General features: G+C 60.9%; 16 protein-coding genes. 14 read left to right on the top strand and 2 right to left on the bottom strand.

The features are described 5' to 3' along the window. Positions 1-93 precede the first annotated feature (93 nt). The 12 genes from Q1A74_RS07930 to Q1A74_RS07985 all read left to right on the top strand — a co-directional run bounded on the left by Q1A74_RS07930 (position 94) and on the right by Q1A74_RS07985 (position 13,872). Entirely contained in the window at positions 94-1,614 is a 1,521-nt protein-coding gene (locus tag Q1A74_RS07930) for an NAD(P)H-hydrate dehydratase (RefSeq protein WP_299594427.1), read from the top strand. Between the two features lie 23 nt (positions 1,615-1,637). Beyond that, positions 1,638-2,153, top strand: coding sequence for a tRNA (adenosine(37)-N6)-threonylcarbamoyltransferase complex ATPase subunit type 1 TsaE (tsaE, locus tag Q1A74_RS07935; protein ID WP_299594429.1), 516 nt, complete (start codon positions 1,638-1,640; stop codon positions 2,151-2,153). A gap of 150 nt (positions 2,154-2,303) precedes the next feature. After that, positions 2,304-3,584, top strand: a complete 1,281-nt coding sequence (locus Q1A74_RS07940; RefSeq protein WP_299595570.1) for an N-acetylmuramoyl-L-alanine amidase — start codon at positions 2,304-2,306, stop codon at positions 3,582-3,584. Between the two features lie 31 nt (positions 3,585-3,615). Further along, the gene (gene mutL, locus Q1A74_RS07945) at positions 3,616-5,520 is read left to right on the top strand and encodes a DNA mismatch repair endonuclease MutL (protein ID WP_299594431.1); all 1,905 of its coding nucleotides are present in this window, start codon (positions 3,616-3,618) and stop codon (positions 5,518-5,520) included. Between the two features lie 63 nt (positions 5,521-5,583). Then, complete coding sequence (gene miaA, locus Q1A74_RS07950) at positions 5,584-6,543, top strand: tRNA (adenosine(37)-N6)-dimethylallyltransferase MiaA (protein ID WP_299594433.1); 960 nt, start codon at positions 5,584-5,586, stop codon at positions 6,541-6,543. 180 nt (positions 6,544-6,723) lie between these two features. Then, positions 6,724-7,008, top strand: a complete 285-nt coding sequence (hfq, locus tag Q1A74_RS07955) for an RNA chaperone Hfq (protein ID WP_299595572.1) — start codon at positions 6,724-6,726, stop codon at positions 7,006-7,008. Positions 7,009-7,191: 183 nt separating this feature from the next. Beyond that, the gene (gene hflX, locus Q1A74_RS07960; protein ID WP_299594435.1) at positions 7,192-8,529 is read left to right on the top strand and encodes a ribosome rescue GTPase HflX; all 1,338 of its coding nucleotides are present in this window, start codon (positions 7,192-7,194) and stop codon (positions 8,527-8,529) included. A gap of 132 nt (positions 8,530-8,661) precedes the next feature. Next, the gene (hflK, locus tag Q1A74_RS07965) at positions 8,662-9,813 is read left to right on the top strand and encodes an FtsH protease activity modulator HflK (RefSeq protein WP_299594437.1); all 1,152 of its coding nucleotides are present in this window, start codon (positions 8,662-8,664) and stop codon (positions 9,811-9,813) included. 10 nt (positions 9,814-9,823) lie between these two features. Beyond that, positions 9,824-10,699 (top strand): protease modulator HflC, encoded by an 876-nt coding sequence (gene hflC, locus Q1A74_RS07970; RefSeq protein ID WP_299594439.1) that lies wholly within the window; start codon positions 9,824-9,826, stop codon positions 10,697-10,699. A 294-nt stretch (positions 10,700-10,993) separates the two neighbouring features. Beyond that, positions 10,994-11,179, top strand: coding sequence for a DUF2065 domain-containing protein (locus tag Q1A74_RS07975; protein ID WP_299594441.1), 186 nt, complete (start codon positions 10,994-10,996; stop codon positions 11,177-11,179). 63 nt (positions 11,180-11,242) lie between these two features. Beyond that, the gene (locus Q1A74_RS07980) at positions 11,243-12,433 is read left to right on the top strand and encodes an ATP phosphoribosyltransferase regulatory subunit (RefSeq protein WP_299594443.1); all 1,191 of its coding nucleotides are present in this window, start codon (positions 11,243-11,245) and stop codon (positions 12,431-12,433) included. Between the two features lie 116 nt (positions 12,434-12,549). Next, positions 12,550-13,872, top strand: a complete 1,323-nt coding sequence (locus Q1A74_RS07985) for an adenylosuccinate synthase (RefSeq protein ID WP_299594445.1) — start codon at positions 12,550-12,552, stop codon at positions 13,870-13,872. A 76-nt stretch (positions 13,873-13,948) separates the two neighbouring features. Here Q1A74_RS07985 and Q1A74_RS07990 read toward each other — a convergent pair whose 3' ends face one another. Further along, on the bottom strand, positions 13,949-15,871 hold the full coding sequence (locus Q1A74_RS07990; RefSeq protein ID WP_299594447.1) for an ATP-dependent DNA helicase RecQ: 1,923 nt from the start codon (positions 15,869-15,871) through the stop codon (positions 13,949-13,951). Between the two features lie 183 nt (positions 15,872-16,054). Between Q1A74_RS07990 and Q1A74_RS07995 the strand changes: the two genes are divergently transcribed. Both Q1A74_RS07995 and Q1A74_RS08000 read left to right on the top strand, forming a co-directional pair. Continuing rightward, on the top strand, positions 16,055-16,711 hold the full coding sequence (locus tag Q1A74_RS07995) for a hemolysin III family protein (protein ID WP_299594449.1): 657 nt from the start codon (positions 16,055-16,057) through the stop codon (positions 16,709-16,711). 148 nt (positions 16,712-16,859) lie between these two features. Next, complete coding sequence (locus Q1A74_RS08000; RefSeq protein ID WP_299594451.1) at positions 16,860-18,086, top strand: lytic murein transglycosylase; 1,227 nt, start codon at positions 16,860-16,862, stop codon at positions 18,084-18,086. Positions 18,087-18,288: 202 nt separating this feature from the next. Here the strand turns inward: Q1A74_RS08000 and Q1A74_RS08005 are convergent, their stop codons facing one another. Continuing rightward, positions 18,289-19,305, bottom strand: a complete 1,017-nt coding sequence (locus Q1A74_RS08005) for a succinylglutamate desuccinylase/aspartoacylase family protein (RefSeq protein ID WP_299594453.1) — start codon at positions 19,303-19,305, stop codon at positions 18,289-18,291. Positions 19,306-19,373: the final 68 nt, after the last annotated feature.

The following is a 19,373-nucleotide window of genomic DNA, read 5'->3' on the forward strand; positions in this document are numbered from 1 at the left end:
CGGTATTTTGCCACAGATTAAAAATTGACCACAGAACTTGATCATAGAATCTGGCCGCCGAATCAGGCCATAGACCGGAATGCAGTACACACCATGGATAGTCCGATGCACACCACCCCGCCGCCCACCCTCTCGGCCCCTCAGCGCCTGTACAGTGCCGAGTCTGTACGCCAGCTGGATCAACAGGTAATCAGCCAGCAGCAGGTTCCCGGCCTTGCGCTGATGAAGCGCGCCGGGCGCGCGGCATACGACTGTCTGCGCCACCGCTGGCCGGATGTGGCCGCGATCCAGGTGTTCTGCGGTGGCGGTAACAACGCCGGTGACGGCTATGTAATTGCCGGTCTCGCCGCCCAGCGGCAGCTCCCCGCGACTGTATTTGTGGCGGTGCCAGTGGAGAAGCTCAAGGGCGAGGCGCTGGAGGCCTACCGTTTTGCCGAGCGCGAGGGCGCCACACTGGTGTCGAACCTGAGCGATCTGCCCGCGGCGGAGAAGAATACGGTACTGGTAGATGCGCTGCTGGGGACCGGCTTCAGCGGTGCACTGCGTGCGCCCATGGAGAGTGCTGTCGCGCATATCAACAAGTCTCAGGCGCCGGTGTTGGCGGTGGACCTGCCATCGGGCCTGCACGCGGACAGCGGCACCGCCGAGAGCGGGGCGGTCCAGGCAAATGTGACAATTACTTTTATCGGCCGCAAGGCAGGCCTGTATCTCGGGCGCGGTCCGGCACTGACCGGCGAGGTGATCTTTGACGACCTGGGTGCGGCCCCCTCAATCTACGAACAGACACCGGCGTTACTGACCCGCCACTGCGGAGACAGTCTCGAGCGCCTGCCGGCGCGCTCGGCCGACAGCTACAAAAACCAGTTCGGACACGTGATGGTGGTCGGTGGCGATCACGGTTATGGCGGCGCCGCGTTGATGGCGGCAGAGGCGGCGGCCCGTGCCGGCGCCGGCCTGATTTCCCTGGCGTCGCGCCCCGAACACGTGGCCGCGGTGCTAACCCGCTGCCCGGAAGTCATGGCGCAGCCAGTCGTTTCCGGGCAGGAGCTGGAGCCCTTGCTGGAAGCGCCGGATGTTATTGCCGTTGGCCCGGGCCTGGGCAAAAGCCCGTGGAGTGAGCAGCTGCTGGCCCGCGCGGGCCGCGCCGAGGCCAGGTTGGTGCTGGATGCGGATGCGCTGAATATTCTCGCCGGTGGCCGGGTGCTCGCCGGAGTGAAACGCGATGACTGGGTGCTGACCCCCCACGTCGGGGAGGCGGCGCGCCTGCTGGGGATTTCTACCGCAGAAGTGAGCGCCGATCGCGTGGCGGCGGCCAGAGCGATTCAGCAAAAGTTCAGCGGCGTGGTGATACTTAAAGGAACCGGCACCCTGATTGCCCACAGCGACGGAATTGACATCATCAACAGCGGCAATCCGGGTATGGCGTCCGGGGGCATGGGCGACCTGCTGACCGGTGTGATCGCCGCCCTGATCGGGCAGGGGATGGCGCTGCCTGCTGCGGCGCGGCTGGCGGTGTGGGTGCACGGCGAAGCTGGCAATCGCGCGGCCCGGGATGGCCAGCGCGGGCTGCTTGCCACGGATCTGCTGCCGCACATCCGGGCGCTGGTGGACTAAACGATTACTAGAGAGTATTTGAAGTGAACGCGTTGCCTGTGGATAAACTTCTGTTTCTCGCCGACGAGGCTGCCACCGTTGCCGCTGGTGAGGCGCTGGGTAAAGCGTGCGATGAGAGCGGGTTGCGCGAGGGGCTGGTGATTTTTCTCGGTGGCCAGCTGGGCGCCGGCAAAACCACCTTCAGCCGCGGTGTACTGCGCGCCTTTGGTCATCGTGGCGCGGTAAAAAGTCCGACGTATACTCTGGTGGAGCCCTATGAGTTTGCGCCCGGCAGCGAGCGCGAGCGGCGGGTTTACCACTTTGACCTCTACCGTCTTGGCGACGCGGAGGAGCTCGAATATATGGGGGTGCGGGACTATTTCGGCCCGCGTAGCCTGAGCCTGGTGGAGTGGTCCGAGCGCGGCGAAGGGGTGTTGCCGCCGGCAGACCTGGTGCTCTCCCTGCAGTTGCAAGGGGAGGGGCGCGAATTGAAATTGACCGCGCTCAGCGAAGCCGGTGCCGCACTGCTGGCGCAAACACAATTTGCTAAGAATGCATGAGCGGATCGCAGTGGAAAGTGTGACCGGAACCCCAATGGCAAAGGATTCGACAGGGCGATAATAATGATCGGAGCAGGATTGCCAGTGTTAGGTAAAACAGAAAAACGGAAAGCGAAACTGCGAGCCCGGCTGACGGGCGCGCTGCTGGCGATGCTTGTTGTGCTACCGGTTTCTCAGCAGGCGCACAGCGCGGAAGTGGAAGGGGTGCGCCTGTGGCGCGCGCCGGATCACACCCGCCTGGTGTTCGATCTGGACGGCCCCGCCGAGCACAAGCTGTTCATGCTGAAGAATCCTGATCGCGTGGTCATCGATGTGTCGGGAGCAAAGTTGTCAGCCGGTATGGATGGCCTGCCGCTGGACGACACTCCGATTTCCGGCGTCCGTCACGCGGTCAAAAACAGTAAAGACCTGCGCGTGGTGCTGGACCTGAAACAACCGGTCAACCCCCGCAGCTTCGCCCTGCGTCGCCATGAACAACTGCCCGATCGCCTGGTTATCGACCTGCATGACCGCGGCAAGGTGGAAGAAAAAACCATCGAGCAGGTGACGGATGACCGGCATATCCTGATCGCCATCGACGCCGGTCACGGCGGTGAAGACCCGGGTGCACTTGGCCCCGGCGGCCTGCGGGAAAAAGACGTGGTGCTGGCGATTTCCCGCTACCTGAAGGCGTCCATTGATCAGCGTTCCGGTTTTTCTGCGAAACTCGTGCGCACCGGCGATTACTATATTCCTCTGCGCGAGCGGGTGAAAAAAGGTCGGCAGCTGCAGGCAGACCTGTTTGTGTCGATCCACGCGGATGCTTTTACCCGCAAAGACGCCCGCGGAGCCGGGGTCTATGTGGTGTCGTCCCGCGGTGCCACCAGTGAAACCGCACGCTTTCTCGCCCAGCGGGAAAACGAATCCGACCTGATCGGTGGTGCCGGTAGCCTGAGCCTCAGCGATAAAGATGACACCCTTGCCGGAGTGCTGCTCGATCTCGCCATGACCGCGACCATGAATTCCAGCCTGGATATCGGCAGCAGCGTGCTGAGCTCACTGGGCAGTTTTACCCACCTGCACAAAAAGAAAGTGGAGCAGGCTAACTTCTCGGTGCTGCGCAATCCGGATGTGCCCTCGATTCTTGTGGAGACTGGCTTTATCACCAACCCGCAGGAGGCGCGCCGCCTGCGTGACCCGTCGTTCCAGAAGCGCATGGCGGAAAAGCTCAGTGATGGCATCGTGGCGCACTTCACCGCCCGCCCACCGGCCGGTAGTTGGCTCGCCGCCAACGGCAATCGTATCGATCGCAAGCATACGATCACCCGGGGTGATACCCTGTCTGGCATTGCAGCCCGCTACGACATTTCCGTGGCCGACCTGAAACGGGCCAACGGTATGCAGACCTCCATGATCCGTGTGGGGCAGACGTTGACGATTCCTTCGGGCTAACCGCCAAGCATCATTACTTTCATAGTTCCCAATGCCAGAAAATATCCAGTTACTTTCCCCAAGGCTCGCCAACCAGATCGCCGCTGGTGAGGTGGTCGAGCGGCCAGCATCGGTCATCAAAGAGCTGCTGGAAAACAGCCTCGACGCCGGCGCCACACGGCTGGAGGTGGACCTGGATGCGGGTGGCACCAAGCGCATTATGGTGCGCGACAACGGCAAGGGAATCGAAAAAGAAGACCTGCATCTTGCCCTGGCCCGTCACGCCACCTCGAAAATACACGGGCTCGAAGATCTCGAGGCCGTGGCCACGCTCGGCTTCCGCGGTGAGGCGCTGGCCAGTATCTCGTCTGTGGCCCGCCTGATGCTGACCAGCAGCCGCGACGAAACCGGCAAGGGCTGGGTGGTGTCCGCCGAGGGCCGCGAAATGGAAACCCAGCTGGCCCCGGCTGCCCATCCCCGTGGTACCACCGTTGAAGTGCGCGATCTGTTTTTCAATACGCCCGCGCGGCGAAAATTTCTGCGCACGGAAAAAACCGAATTCAATCGTGTCGACGACACCATCAAGCGCCTGGCCTTGTCACGCTTTGATGTGGCTTTCAGCCTGCGCCACAACGGCAAGGGCATACACAACCTGCGCGGCGGCACCAGCCGCGTGGAAAAAGAGCGTCGTGTCGCACAGTTGTGCGGTCCCGCGTTTATGCAGAATGCCCTGCACATCGAAATGGAGCGCAACGGCCTGCGCCTGTGGGGCTGGGTGGCCGAGCCCGCCTTTTCCCGCTCCCAGGCGGACTTGCAGTTTTTTTACGTCAACGGTCGCGCCATCCGCGACCGTGTGGTGAGTCACGCAGTGCGCCGCGCGTTTGCCGACGTGCTGTATCACGGTCGCCATCCGGCCTTTGTGTTGTACCTGGAACTGGATCCGGCGTCCGTGGACGTGAACGTGCACCCCACGAAGCACGAAGTGCGCTTCCGCGACAGCCGCCTGGTGCACGATTTTCTGTTTGGCTCACTGCACCGGGCGCTGGCGGATGTGCGGCCCGGTCAACGGGATGAGCAGGAAGACGTATCGCCACAGATTTCCGGCGTGGCCGCCGGTGAATTTGCCGGACAGGAGCGAATGTCGCTTGCCCAGGCGCCGGCTCAGGGGGCTGCGCAGGCAGCCCCGGGTGCCGGAATAGCCCAGGGCGGATTTGGCGATCGCGCTTCGCCCGAGCGCATCCAGCAGCAGATGCAGGGCTACGGTGCGCTGCACCAGCCTTACGCTGGTAGCGTGCAGGAGGCTCCCGCTGCGCCCGTCGCAGGAGGGCAACCGGCCTGGGCGCAGTCGGTTCCTGCCGGGTCCGACGAAGAGGCGCCGCCGCTTGGTTTTGCCGTCGCCCAGCTACACGGCATCTATATTCTTTCCCAGAACCAGCACGGTATGGTGGTGGTGGACATGCACGCGGCGCACGAACGCATCGTCTACGAACAGATGAAAAGTAGCCACGCCGCTGGCGGTATTCAGGCGCAGCCACTGTTGGTGCCGGTGAGTCTGGCAGTGAGTGAGGGCGAGGCGGACTGCTTTGAAGAGTGTGAGGAAGTGTTCACTTCTCTCGGTTTTGTACTGCAGCGCGCCGGCCCCGAAACCCTGATGGTGCGGCAGGTGCCCGCCATGCTGCACGGCGCACCGGTGGAGCAGCTGGTGCGGGATGTGCTGTCGGACCTGCTGGCGGAAGGCAGCAGTGAGCGCATCGGCAACCAGATCAATGAAATTCTCTCCACCATGGCCTGTCACGGCTCGGTGCGTGCCAACCGCAAATTGACCATTCCGGAAATGAACGCATTGCTGCGCGACATGGAGCGCACTGAGCGCAGCGGCCAGTGCAACCACGGGCGCCCGACCTGGACGCAAGTGAAGCTCTCGGATATGGATAAATGGTTTATGCGTGGCCAGTAAATCTACTGCGCACGTGCCTGGCGGCGCCCGGCGGTGCTCGCAACGGTTTCCAGAGGCGTCTTGATGACTTTTTCAAATCGTCCCCGCGCCATCTTTCTGATGGGCCCCACCGCCTCCGGAAAAACCGATCTGGCGATGGCCATCAGTGATCGTCTGCCGGTGGAGCTGATCAGCGTGGACTCCGCGCTGGTGTACCGCGGCCTGGATATCGGCTCAGCAAAACCGACAGCGGAAGAGCTTGCGCGCTACCCCCATCGATTGATCGATATCTGTGATCCGGCGGAGAGTTACTCCGCGGGGCGTTTTCGCGAAGACGCTCTGGAGGCCATGAACGAAATCAGCGGGCGGGGAAAAATTCCGCTGCTGGTGGGCGGAACCATGCTGTATTTCAAGGCTCTATTGCAGGGCATGGCAGAAATGCCGCAGGCGGATCCGGCGTTTCGCGCAAAGATAGAAGCGCGCGCAGAAAAAGAAGGGTGGCCGGCGCTACATGCAGAGTTGGCCCGGGTCGACCCTGCGCTGGCCGCCGAACTGCACCCGAATCACTCGGTGCGTATCGAGCGGGCCCTGGAGGTCTACCACCTCTCTGGCAAAACCATGACTCAGCTGCGCGCCGAGCAGGACAGTGATTCCCTGCACGCACAATACGATATTCAGCAGCTTGCCATCGTGCCTACAGATCGGTCGCTACTGCATCGGCGTATCGCCGAGCGATTCGAGCGCATGTTGGAAAACGGCTTTCTCGACGAGGTGAAAGGCCTGCGCGCCCGCGGCGATCTGCATCGGGACCTGCCAGCGATCCGCGCAGTGGGCTACCGGCAGGTATGGGAGTATCTCGACGGTGAAACCGATTATCGGCAGATGGTGGAGGCGGGTATCGCCGCCACCCGTCAGCTGGCCAAGCGTCAGCTCACCTGGCTGCGACGCTGGCCGGATCTGAGGTCTATTGACGCACAGGAGCCTGGCGGTAAAGTGCGCAAAATTGATGAAATGTTGACTGAGGCCTTGAAATTTCTCGGTTGAGCAGCCATAACGTGAGTGGGCCCGTGTATCTGGCCCAGTTCAGTCAGTTATTCACAGAGCCTCGTTAACTTTTTGGCTCTTTTTATACGCCGCATCACCATGGCCGTTTCTTAGTCCGCGGGTTTCGCGGGCGCGATCGTGCGTCATCTGGCGATTTATCTTTTGGCAAGGAGAAAAAAGATGTCAAAAGGGCACAGCTTACAAGACCCTTACCTCAATGTTCTGCGTAAAGAGCGTATCCCGGTTTCCATCTATCTGGTCAACGGTATCAAACTGCAGGGCCAGATCGAATCCTTTGACCAGTTCGTGGTGCTGTTGAAAAACACCGTGAGCCAGATGGTCTACAAACATGCAATTTCCACAGTTGTACCGTCTCGCGCTGTACGCGTGCCGTTGATGAACCCGGCCGGACCGGGCGGCGAAGGCGCTGCTCCTGAAGGTGGCGAACGCGATTCTTTCGGTTGACTGTGTGTGCACCGCGTACTTCTGTTATCCGGGCCTTGAAATGAGGCCTGAATGACGGCTGCGGTGGCCTGCTACAGCAAGCCGTTATACAGTGCAGTACTACACAGCGCCCCGGCACGTCCGGGGCGTCTGTTGTTCGGCGCCAGCCCATTGGCGCATATTTTGAGCCCAAGAGAATAATCCTTGTTTTTTGATCGCCCGGAATCCGGTGAACTTGCCGTACTCGTCCACCTGGAGCTCTCCGCCATCGACAGTCCCGACGACCCGCGGGAGTTTGAAGAGCTGGCATTGTCTGCCGGCGCCGACCCGGTGGCATTTATCTTTGGCCAGCGCGCCACCCCGGATCCCAAAACGTTTGTCGGTCGCGGCAAGCTGGAAGAAATTCGTGAGACCGTAACCAAGCACGACGCAGCGCTGGTGATGTTTGACCACACCCTGTCGCCCAGCCAGGAGCGCAATATTGAGCGCGAACTCAAGTGCCGGGTACTGGACCGTACCGGACTGATCCTGGATATCTTTGCTCAGCGCGCCCGCACCCACGAGGGCAAGCTGCAGGTGGAGCTGGCGCAGTTGCGCCACATGTCCACCCGCCTGGTGCGAGGCTGGACCCACCTCGAACGTCAGAAAGGCGGTATTGGCCTGCGCGGCCCTGGTGAAACCCAGCTGGAAACGGACCGCCGTCTGTTGCGCGCGCGCATCGACTCCATCGAAAAACGTCTGGACAAGGTGCGACGCCAACGCGAGCAGGGGCGCCGCGCGCGTTCCCGCGCCGAGGTGGCCACCGTGTCGCTGGTGGGTTACACCAACGCCGGCAAGTCCACCCTGTTCAATCGCATTACCAGTGCCGAGGTCTACGTGCGCGATCAGTTGTTCGCCACACTGGACCCCACCATGCGCCGCGTCGAGCTGCCGAATGTGGGCGCGATGATTCTGGCGGATACCGTGGGTTTTGTTTCCCACCTGCCGCACCGCCTTGTAGAAGCATTCCGTGCCACCCTGGAGGAGGCTGCCAATGCCACTCTGCTGCTGCATGTGGTAGACGCTGCGGCGGAAAATCGCCTGCACCTGATCGAAGAGGTGCAGACGGTACTCGAAGAAATTGGCGCGGCGGATTTGCCTCACTTGCTGGTGTACAACAAACTGGATCTACTGGCCGATGGCCAGCCGCGCATCGATCGCGACGGTCAGGGCGTGCCGCGCGCGGTATGGCTGTCTGCCGCTACCGGTGCTGGCTGCGATCTGTTGGTGGAGGCCATCGCCGAACGCCTCGGCGAGGAGATGGTCAGTGGCGCCCTGGTGATCCCGCCCCAGCACGCGCGCTTGCGCGCACAATTGTTTGAGGGCAATGCGGTGCAGGAAGAAAATTATCGCGACAACGGCGATGTCGAATTGAAAATATTGCTGCCGCGCTCCGAGCTGCAGCGCCTGATGGCACCCTTTCGGGAGGTCGGCGATGGACCCCAGTGGTTGCCAGAGAATCCCGATGCGGAGCCCAGGCCGGAAGACTGGGAAATCGACTGAACGAGGCCCGCTATCGAAGAGTTTTCGACGGGCCGTCGAAGAATACAGGCTGTGCGCGGATCACATCTGGCAATCAATGCTAGAATTTCGCGACAGCTAACGATCAATAAATTGAAGAGTTGGAGTAAATAAATGGCCTGGAACGAACCGGGTGGTAATAACAAGGATCCCTGGGGTGGCGGCAATCGTAACAATGACGGTCCCCCCGATCTCGACGAGCTGCTGCGCAAAATGCAGCAGAAACTGAACGGCCTGTTTGGCGGGAAACCCTCAGGGCCCGACGAAGGTCGTCCCGGCGGTGGTAACTTCCCCTGGTCGCTGGTGCTCATCGTGCTCGCCGTGGTGTATGGCCTGTGGGGCTTTTACCAAGTAGATGCGAACGAATCTGCCGTGGTACTGCGGCTGGGTAAATACAACAGCACCCAGAGCTCCGGCCTGCACTGGAATCCACCACTGGTCGATCATGTGACCAAGGTGAACATGACCGAGGTGCGTACCGAGCGCACCACCGGCCAGATGCTTACCGAGGATGCGAGCATCGTTGACGTGGTGCTGCAGGTGCAGTGGCATATCGATGACGCCGAGTCGTTTGTACTGCGTGTGCGTGACCCGCTGAAGAGTCTGCAGGAAGCTACCGACAGTGCCCTGCGTCATGTGGTGGGCTCCCAGACCCTGAACGGCGTCATTTCCCAGAATCGTACCCAGGTGGCTGCTGATACTCAGGTGCGCCTGCAGGAGTACCTGGACCTGTATCAGACCGGTATCCGTGTCGACGTGGTCAACCTCACCGACGCCAAGGCCCCGCGCGAAGTGCAGGACGCGTTTGATGATGTAGTGCGCGCCCGTGAAGACGAAGTGCGGCTACAGAACGAAGCCCAGGCATACGCCAACCAGGTGATCCCGGTTGCCCGCGGTCAGGCCCAGCGCATGATCGAAGAAGCGGAAGCCTACAAATCCCGTGTGGTAGAGAGTGCCCGCGGTGAGGCGGCGCGCTTTACTGCGCTGCTGGCGGAATTCCAGCAGGCTCCGGAAGTTACTCGCGAGCGGATGTATCTGGATGCGGTGCAGGAAGTAATGACCAACACTTCCAAAGTGATGGTGGACGTCGAAGGCGGCAACAACATGATGTACCTGCCGCTGGACAAACTGGCTGAAAGCAGCGCGAGCAGTGCCAGTCAGCGCGCGCAGATTTCCCCGCAAGTGGTCGAGGAAATTTCTCAGCGGGTGATGAACCAGATTCGCAATGAAGTGAATAGCGCGCGCCGCAGCCGCGAAGTGCGATAAGGGGGTTGCTATGAACAACAACAAATCACTATTGATTATCGCGCTGGTTCTGGTCGGGCTGCTGGTTTTGTCCGGCAGTGCCTTCGTGGTGAAGGAAACCGAGAAGGCAGTACTGGTCCGCTTTGGTGAAGTAGTGCGGACAGACTACGAGCCGGGGCTCTACTTTAAGATTCCACTGGTGCATGAGCTGCGCAGATTTGATGCGCGTATTCAGACTGTGGACTCCCAGCCGGTGCGGATGCTGAACAGCGAAAACAAGTTCATGATGGTGGACTCCTACGCGAAGTTCCGGATTACGGACGTGGGGCGCTTCTATGTGGCAACCCGCGGTGACGAGCGCAATGCGGTGCGCCTGCTGGCAGAGCAGATCAATAACCGTCTGCGTAACCAGTTCGGTGTGCGCGACCTGCACGAAGTCGTGAGTGGCCAGCGCGATGAGTTGATGGCAGACATCACCAAAAACCTGAATGAGACCGCGCGTTCGGCGCTGGGTGTCGAAATCATCGATGTGCGGGTGAAGCGAATCGACCTGCCGGCGGAAGTGTCCGAGTCGGTGTTCCAGCGGATGCGTGCCGGCCGTGAACTGGAGGCGCGCGATCACCGGGCCAAAGGTCAGGAAGCCAGCGAGCGGATTCGCGCCAATGCCGATCGTCAGAAAGTGGTCATCGAGTCTGAGGCTTACCGCAAGGCGGAAGAGTTGCGCGGTGACGGTGATGCCGAAGCGGCCAAGATTTATGCCCAGGCCTTCAGTAAGGATCCGGAGTTCTACCGTTTCTCCCGCAGCCTGACGGCCTACAAGGCGTCCTTCGATAGCAAGAGCGATATGCTGCTGATGGAGCCGGATAGCCAGTTTTTCCGTTATCTGAAGAATCCGGACGGCAACTAATCCGGAAGCAGAGGCGAAGAAGCCGATGCGCAGGCAGCGATACCGGGTACTGCCTTGTGAGACCTTTACCGCCATGGATGGCGGTGCGGAGCCCCCAGGGATGGGTTAACCGGCGTGTCTCACAAGGCCGTGCCCGGTAGCGGTGCCGCCCAGGACTTTTAGTGGGCCCGTCACAGACTGGCCACACCCCTGCGAAATAGTGGTAAAATCCCCAAAACCGGGCCGGCGCCCGGTTTTTTTGTGCCGGTCCGTTTATCTGAACCTCTGAATCGAAGCGCTTTTGGAGCTGCTGCCGTGTGGGACGAGCTGGTCCGGGCCCTGGGCCTGGTGCTGATCATCGAAGGCATATTGCCTTTTCTCTACCCGCGCCGCTGGCGTGCACTGGTGCAGCAGCTGGCATCTGTGGATAATCGCAGCCTGCGCACGGCGGGGTTGGTATCCATGCTCGCCGGCACAGCCCTGCTGATGCTCTTTGGCTGATATTCAGGACTGAGGTTCCCCCGGCCCATGAGGCCGCACTGTTAACTGTCGAACGCCCACACCATGACCCAAGCCGAACGCTGGATGCTACCGGATGGCATCGCCGAGATTTTGCCCGCAGACGCCAAGCGGGTGGAAACCCTGCGCAGAAACCTGCTGGACCTCTACCACCGCTGGGGTTATGAGTTGATCATTCCGCCGATGGTGGAGTTTGCCGATTCCCTACTGATCGGCATGGGCCGCGATGTCGACCTGAGAACCTTCCGGGTGACCGACCAGCTGTCCGGGCGCAGTCTGGGTATTCGCGCGGACATCACTCCCCAGGCCGCACGGATCGACTCCCACAGTTTCCCCCGCAGCGGCGCCAACCGCCTCTGTTACGCGGGCCAGGTGCTTTACACCCGCCCACGCGCGCCCATGGGCCCGCGAGCGCCCATCCAGATCGGCGCCGAGTTGTACGGGGTGGAGAGCCTGAACGGGGATATCGAGGTCATCAGCCTGATGATCGAGACCCTGCGCGCCGCCGGTATCCGGGAAATTCACCTGGATCTCGGGCATGTGGCCATTTTCCGCAGTCTCGCGGAGGCCGCGGGCCTCGATGAGGCGCAGAAGGGCAAATTGATCGCCCTGCTACAGAGCAAGGCAGTGGCGGATATCGAGCGTTGGGTGGACGACAATATCACCTCCGCCGATGCCGCCAGCTGGTTGCGCTCTCTGCCCCGGCTGGCCGGAGGCACTGAATGCCTGGCGCGCGCGCGGGAAGTGTTTGCCAATGGTCCCGAGCGATTGAAAAGCGCGCTGGAAGAAATTACCAAGGTGGCCGATGCGGTGGCGCGCCGTTACCCCGAGGTGGCACTGTTCTTCGACCTCGGCGAAATGCGCGGTTACGACTACGAGACCGGTCTGGTATTCGCTGCCTATTCGCCCGGTTACGGGCAGGCGCTGGCCAACGGCGGCCGCTACAACGGTATTGGTGCCGTATTCGGGCGCGACCGGGCCGCCACTGGCTTCAGTACCGACCTGGCTGCGATCAACGCGCTGGGTGAAAACGGCGACCGCGAAGCCGGCGCCATTCTCGCGCCTGCCAGCGACTGCGAGCAGCTGTGGCAGACCGCCGAGTCCCTGCGCGCCGAGGGGGAGATAGTGATCAGCCTGATGGGTGATGCCGGCAGCGATGACAGTGAAATCCTGGCCCGCTGCGACCGCGAGCTGGTGCAGGAGGGCGTTTCCTGGGTGGTGAAGCCCCGGTCGTAAACCCTAAGCTTTGCAATTGGCCCCGGGCCAGTTGAACCGATTTCAGGCCGCACGACGGGCGCGGCCGACATTTCTTTCCGCCCGTCTACTGAACTGACGACACGAGATTTACGCACATGGGCAAGAATGTAGTGGTGCTCGGCACCCAGTGGGGCGATGAAGGCAAGGGTAAGATCGTCGATCTGCTGACCGAAAAAGTCGCGCTGGTAGTCCGCTTTCAGGGCGGTCACAACGCCGGCCACACGCTGGTGATCAACGGCGAGAAAACCGTACTGCACCTGATTCCCTCCGGCGTACTGCGTCCGGATGTGACCTGCCTGATCGGCAACGGTGTGGTGCTGTCCCCGGAAGCCCTGGAAAAAGAGATGGGCGAGCTGGAAGCCGCCGGCGTCCCTGTGCGCAAGCGCCTGCGCCTGTCCCCGGCCTGCCCGCTGATCCTGCCAGTGCACGTGGCACTGGACCAGGCCCGCGAAAAGGCCCGTGGCAAAAATGCCATCGGTACCACCGGGCGCGGCATCGGCCCCGCCTACGAAGACAAGGTGGCGCGTCGCGGCCTGCGGCTCGGCGACCTGTGCAACTGGGATAACTTCTGTGCCCAGCTGAAAGAGCTGCTGGAATACCACAACTTTGCCCTTACCGAGTATTACAAGGTCGATCCGGTCAGTTACGAGGATACCGTCAAACTGGCGGAAACCTGGCGCAAAGATCTGGTGCCGATGATTGCCGATGTGGCGGACATCCTGCACAAGGCGCGCGAAAACGGCGAGCACATCCTTTTCGAGGGCGCCCAGGGCTCCCTGTTGGACATCGATCACGGCACCTACCCGTTCGTCACCTCTTCCAACACCACCGCCGGCGGCACCGCCACTGGTTCCGGGTTTGGCCCGCTGTACCTGGATTACGTGCTGGGTATTACCAAGGCCTACACCACCCGCGTGGGCGGTGGCCCCTTCCCCACCGAGCTCGATTGCGATGTGGGCCGTCACCTGGGCGAAAAAGGCCACGAGTTCGGCGCTACCACCGGTCGCCAGCGCCGCACTGGCTGGTTCGATGCCATTGCCGTGCGCCACGCCATCCGTATCAACAGCATTTCCGGCCTGTGCCTGACCAAGCTGGACGTACTGGATGGCCTGGAAGAAGTGAAAATTTGTGTGGGCTACCGCAACAGCGCCGGCGAAGATGTGCCGGTACCCTTCGACGCCGCTGGCTGGGAAGGTGTGGAGCCGGTTTACGAGTCGATGCCCGGCTGGAGCGAAACCACCTTTGGCATCGCTCGCGAAGCGGAACTGCCCCAGGCCGCGCGCAACTATATTGCGCGCATTGAAGAGCTGGTGGGCGCGCCCATCGATATCATCTCCACCGGCCCAGACCGTGTGCAGACTATCGTGCGGGAAACTTCCGCTCTGTGTGAGATGGGTATCCACAACGCCAGTATCTGATCGCTGGCGGTACTGACGATCCCACCCGAAAACGGCGCCCTGATGGGCGCCGTTTTTGTTTCGGGATAAATCCTTTCTAATTCAGCTGCGTTGTCAGCGCCAGCACCTGTTGAAAGGGCTGCTGCGCGAGGCAGCCAAACTGCCGATGCTTGCGCAGGCGCGCCGTGGCGGGGCTGGCGAGGCCGCACAGGAAGCGCGCCATTTGGCGCGGGTGGGCCAAGGCTGCGTTCTGCTCGTCGATCAGCTGCTGGATGCTGTGTTGCTGGCCGTCACTGATGGGCGGCGGCGCCGCGCCGGTCTGCTTGATTGTTCCCTTGTTCGCTGCGGTTCCGAGACAGCTGCTGCACTGGCCGCAGGGCTGGGCCAGTGTTTCCCCGAAATACCCGCACAGTTGTGCGGGCAGGCATGCGGTGTTGGTTGCGTAGTCGAGCACCAGTTGCAGGCGCGAGAGGTCCTGTTGTTCGCGGCGGGCGAACAGTTGGCTGAGGCGTTGGCAGAGAGCGGGCAAGTCCGGTTGCTGCAGGCGGCGATAGCCCTGGCGCACGCCTTTGGCGCGAGCCTCGATACAGCCCTTCTCCTCAAGAAACTGCAGGGCTTTCAGGATACGCGTGCGCGGTTCCCCGAGCTGCTGTTCCGTTTGCTGCACGTCGATAGTGAGCCAGGTGCGACCCATTTTCCCGCTGTCGAACAACCGCTGCAGAAATTCTCCCCGGGCAGGATCGAAGCGCGCGAATATCGCATCGGCCGGTTGTAGAAACTGTATCTGATAGCTGGTGTAGAAGGGGCCGGTGGCACGGATCACCTGTTCCAATTCGAGGTAGGTCAGCGCGGTGCTCACTACCAGTTGGCGAATGTCGAACCGTGTCGACAGCTCGTAGGTGGAAATATCGAACGCCTCACCCTGCTCCAGCAGGTGGCGCAACAAAGCCTCGAGGTGTGCGTCGATAGGGGTATCGCCGTAGGTGAAGTTTTCCAGCACCCGAATGTCGTCGGCGCAGGCGAGCAGTTCGCAGCGGGCGGGCAGGCCATCGCGACCGGCGCGGCCGATTTCCTGCATATAGTTTTCCAGCGACTTGGGCAGGTTGTAGTGATACACCGCGCGGATATCCGCCTTGTCGATGCCCATGCCGAAGGCAATGGTGGCTACTATCACTCGGGTGTCGCCGGCCATAAATGTGTTCTGTATCTGCTCGCGCACGTCGGGTTTCAGACCGGCGTGGTAGGCAGTGGCGCGGATGCCGGCGGCGCCAAGCTGTTCGGCGACAGTTTCCGCGGTCTGCTGCAGGGTCACATAGACGATGGTCGGGGCATCCGGTTCCACCTGCAGCCGTTGTGTCAGGTGCGGTAGTTTTTGCGTTTCGCTGCAGGGGGTGACCAGCAACTGCAGGTTCTCCCGGTAAAAGCCGGTCTGTACCTGGGCGGCGTCGGCGATTTCGAACTGGCGGCGGATATCCGCCGCCACGTCCGGGGTGGCGGTGGCGGTCAGCGCCAGAATCCGCTCGGTGCCCAGCTCCCGCGCGAGCTGGGCCAGTTTCAGGTAGTCGGGGCGGAAGTTGTGCCCCCACTCGGAGATACAGTGCGCCTCGTCTACCGCCATCAGCGCGATGTGCAGGCCGCGCAGCAGCTGCAGGAAGCGCTCGTTCTGCAGTCTCTCCGGAGCCACATATAACAGCTTCAGCTCGCCGCTGCGCAACTGCCGGTAGATCTCGCGCACTTCGTCGCCGCTGCGGCTGGAATCCAGCCGCGCCGCGGCAATGCCGAGTGACTGCAGGGCGTCCACCTGATCCTGCATTAGTGCAATCAGCGGTGAGATGACTAGGGTCAGCCCATCGAGGGCCAGCGCCGGCAACTGGTAGCACAAACTCTTGCCACCGCCTGTGGGAAAGATGGCCAGTGCGGACTCGCCGTTCAGCAGCCGGTCGATGACCGCGCGCTGCCCTGGGCGGAATGTCTTTAGGCGAAAGTGGGTTTGAAGCAATTCCTGCGGATCAAAAGGCATAGAATGAGATTCCCTGAATCGGCAGTCCCAATCAATCCTTGCGTACAGGGTGACCTGCCCTGATGATGGGAACTAAACTTAATCAATCAGTCACAAATTGCCGTTAGTCTGTGTTGATCGGCTGCTGCACGGCGCCAGTGCCAGCCGGATAGCCTAGCCAGCCTAATGGAAGTCGGGGTCTTCATGCCATCCTCTATCACCGCCCGCTACAGCTTTGCCGAAGAGCTCGCCAACAGCATCACTCACGGTGTCGGGGCATTGCTGGCAATTGCCGGCCTCGGTGTTTTGTGTGGCTTTGCTGCGCTGCGCGGGGATGCCTGGCACATTGTCAGCAGCAGTATTTACGCCGCGACCCTGATTCTCTGTTTTGCGTCTTCCACCCTGTATCACAGTATCACCCATACCTCGGTCAAGCAGGTCCTGCGCACTCTGGACCACTCCGCAATCTTTCTGTTGATAGCGGGCACTTACACACCCTTTACCCTGGTCACCCTGCGCGGGCCCTGGGGCTGGTGGTTGTTCGGCATTATCTGGGGGCTGGCGCTGTTGGGACTGGTTATCCAGTTCACACCACTGAAGAAAATCCGTGCGCTGTCGATCACGCTCAGCGCGCTGATGGGCTGGGTGGTGATTGCGGCGATCAAGCCGTTGATGGACAACCTGGCACCGGGAGGCCTGTTGCTGCTGGTGCTGGGCGGGCTCTGCTACACCGGTGGCATCGGTTTCTATCTGTGGCGCAGCCTGCGCTTCCATCACGCCATCTGGCACCTGTTTGTGCTGGCGGGTGGTGCGCTGCACTTTTTTGCAGTGCTGTTTTATGTGATTCCGCCGGCGGTCTGATTGAAGCTGTAACGTCAACGGCCACTTCAAGCGCCGTTGAATAGAGTGTCGTGCCGGTCACAGCCTGAGTGACTGGCGGCAATCCTCCCTTTCCGTTGCCTGTCTTCCGTTCTACCCTTGAGCAAGCTGATATTGCCAAGGAGCTGTTATGGGCCAGGTTGCCTCTACACCGGTGCGCCGCACTGGTTTTATTTCCATTCTGTTTGCTTTTTTGTGTGCGCTTCCATTAATGGCGGGCGCTGCTGCGGACCCGGGGTTCGAGAAGTGGAAGAAAGAGTTTCGCGAGACTGCCTTGAAAGAGGGGATCACGGCGGAGACTTTCGATCGCGCATTCAAAGGCATCGACTCTCCGGATCAGTGGGTGCTGGACAAGGCGAGTTACCAGCCGGAATTCAAGGCGCCGGCATGGCAGTATTTTGACAACCGGATTACCAAGTACGCGGTACAGCGGGGTAAAGCCAAGAAAAAAGAGCTGAAACCGTGGCTCGACAAGATCCAGCAGCAGTCGGGAGTGAACCCGAATATCCTGCTGGCGATCTGGTCGATGGAGTCGAGCTTTGGCGCGATTCTGGATAACAAGACGGTGATGCGCAGTGTGGTGCGGTCGCTGGCGACGCTGGCGTATGCGGATCCGAAGCGCAAGAAGTTTGGCCGCAGCCAGTTGCTGGCGGCGCTGAAGATTCTGCAAAGTGGCGATATTGATGAGAGCCACCTGACCGGTTCCTGGGCGGGTGCGATGGGTCATACGCAGTTTATCCCGACCAGCTACCAGGCGTACGCGGTGGATATGGACGGCGATGGCAAACGCGATATCTGGAGTTCGGTGCCGGATGCGTTGGCGACGGCGGCGAATCTGCTGAAGAAAAATGGCTGGGTTTCCGGGCAGACCTGGGGCTATGAGGTGACGATTCCGGATCGCAAGTTGCCGGCGGGCAAGTTAAAGATTTCGGAGTGGGAGAAACTGGGTGTGAAACGGGTGCGCGGTCAGGCGTTCCCGCGTCCGGATGATGTTGCGGAGCTGAAGGTGCCGGCGGGTCGCAAGGGCCCGGCGTTCCTGATGCTGAAAAATTTCTTTGTGATCAAGCGCTATAACAATTCCGATCGCTATGCGGCGGCGGTGGGTATTCTGGCGGACCAGATTGGCGGTGCGGAGCCGTTAACCAAAGACTGGAAACGTCCGTTTACCAGGCTGGATCACGATGAGGTGGTTGAGCTGCAGACCAAGCTGAAAGAGAAGGGTTTTTACGACGGTGAGATCGACGGCAAGGCCGGCGGTGGTACGCGCAAGGCCATTCTCAAGTTTGAAGAGGAAGCTGGTGTTGAGTTGCAGGGCTTCCCCAGCAAAGAGGTGCTGGAGCTTCTGCGTAAGCAATAGTTTTTTACTTCGTGGCCTGGTGCTCTGTCCGACCTTTTGTGGCGGGCAGGCACCGGGTACAGGTTTTCAGGACCGAGCTAGGCGCCCCCCTGTGTATACATCCCTGTACGCTGCGGCGGCGACGTCCCTGTCGCCGACGCTCCTGAAAACCTGTACCCAGTGCCAGCCCTGCACATTCACATTTTTTCTTCGTTCGCGCTGGTCAAAAATTTTCTTCCGGCAATAAACTGTCCTGCAACAATTCCAGATTTTCCAACACTTCATTCGGCTCGTGGAAATACGCCACGTGGTACATGGCCTCGCCTTCCTGTACCAGCGGAATATTCTGCTTGCCGATAATAATCCCGTCCGCATCTGCTAAAACCTGCTCCAGCTCGTTGCCGTAAAGGTCGGCGATGGTGGCAAGGATGTCGCCTTTCTGGACGTGATCGCCCAGCTGCTTCTTGTGATTGACGATACCGCTGTCACCGGCGCGCAACCAGCCGCTGCGTCGTGCCACGAAGGGCTCGATGCCCTGACGCCCTTTTTTGACCGGAATCATTTCCAGTTTGCGCATGACGTTGAGTACACCACGCACGCCGGCGCGGATGCAGAGTTCGTCGAAGCGCAGGGCTTCGCCGGCTTCGTACAGGAGGATGCGCACGCCGAGGTCTGCAGCGGCCTGTCGCAGGGAACCGTCGCGCAGGGTGGCGTTCATGAGTACGGGGACGCCGAAAGCGGCGGCCATTTCGCGGGTTTCCTGGTCGTCGAGGTTGGCGCGGATCTGCGGCAGGTTGCTGCGGTGGATGGCGCCGGTGTGGAGGTCGATACCGTAATCGCATTTGGCGACGACTTCTTCGAGAAATACGTGAGCCATGCGCGCGGCAAGAGAGCCGCGGGCAGAGCCCGGGAAGGAGCGGTTGAGGTCGCGGCGATCGGGCAGGTAGCGGGACTGGTGCAGCACGCCGTAGACGTTGACCACGGGTACGGCGATGAGGGTGCCGCGCAGGGATTTTAGTGCTTTGCTGTTGATCAGGCGGCTGATGATCTCTACGCCGTTGAGTTCATCGCCGTGGATGGCGGCACTGACGAACATGGTGGGGCCGGGTTTTTTACCGCGGTGCACGTATACCGGAATGTTCATCTCGGTGTCGGTGTAGAGACGCACGATGGGAAGTTCGATTTTGCGGGTTTGACCGCGGGGAACATTGACGCCGGCGATTTCGAAAGGCTCTTGCATAGAGGCTGCTTCAGTAAGAAATGACTTGTCGGTTATTGTAGTTGTGACTCTGCCGTTGGTGGAAGTCG

This window comes from uncultured Microbulbifer sp., from assembly GCF_947504145.1.
Classification (GTDB): domain Bacteria; phylum Pseudomonadota; class Gammaproteobacteria; order Pseudomonadales; family Cellvibrionaceae; genus Microbulbifer.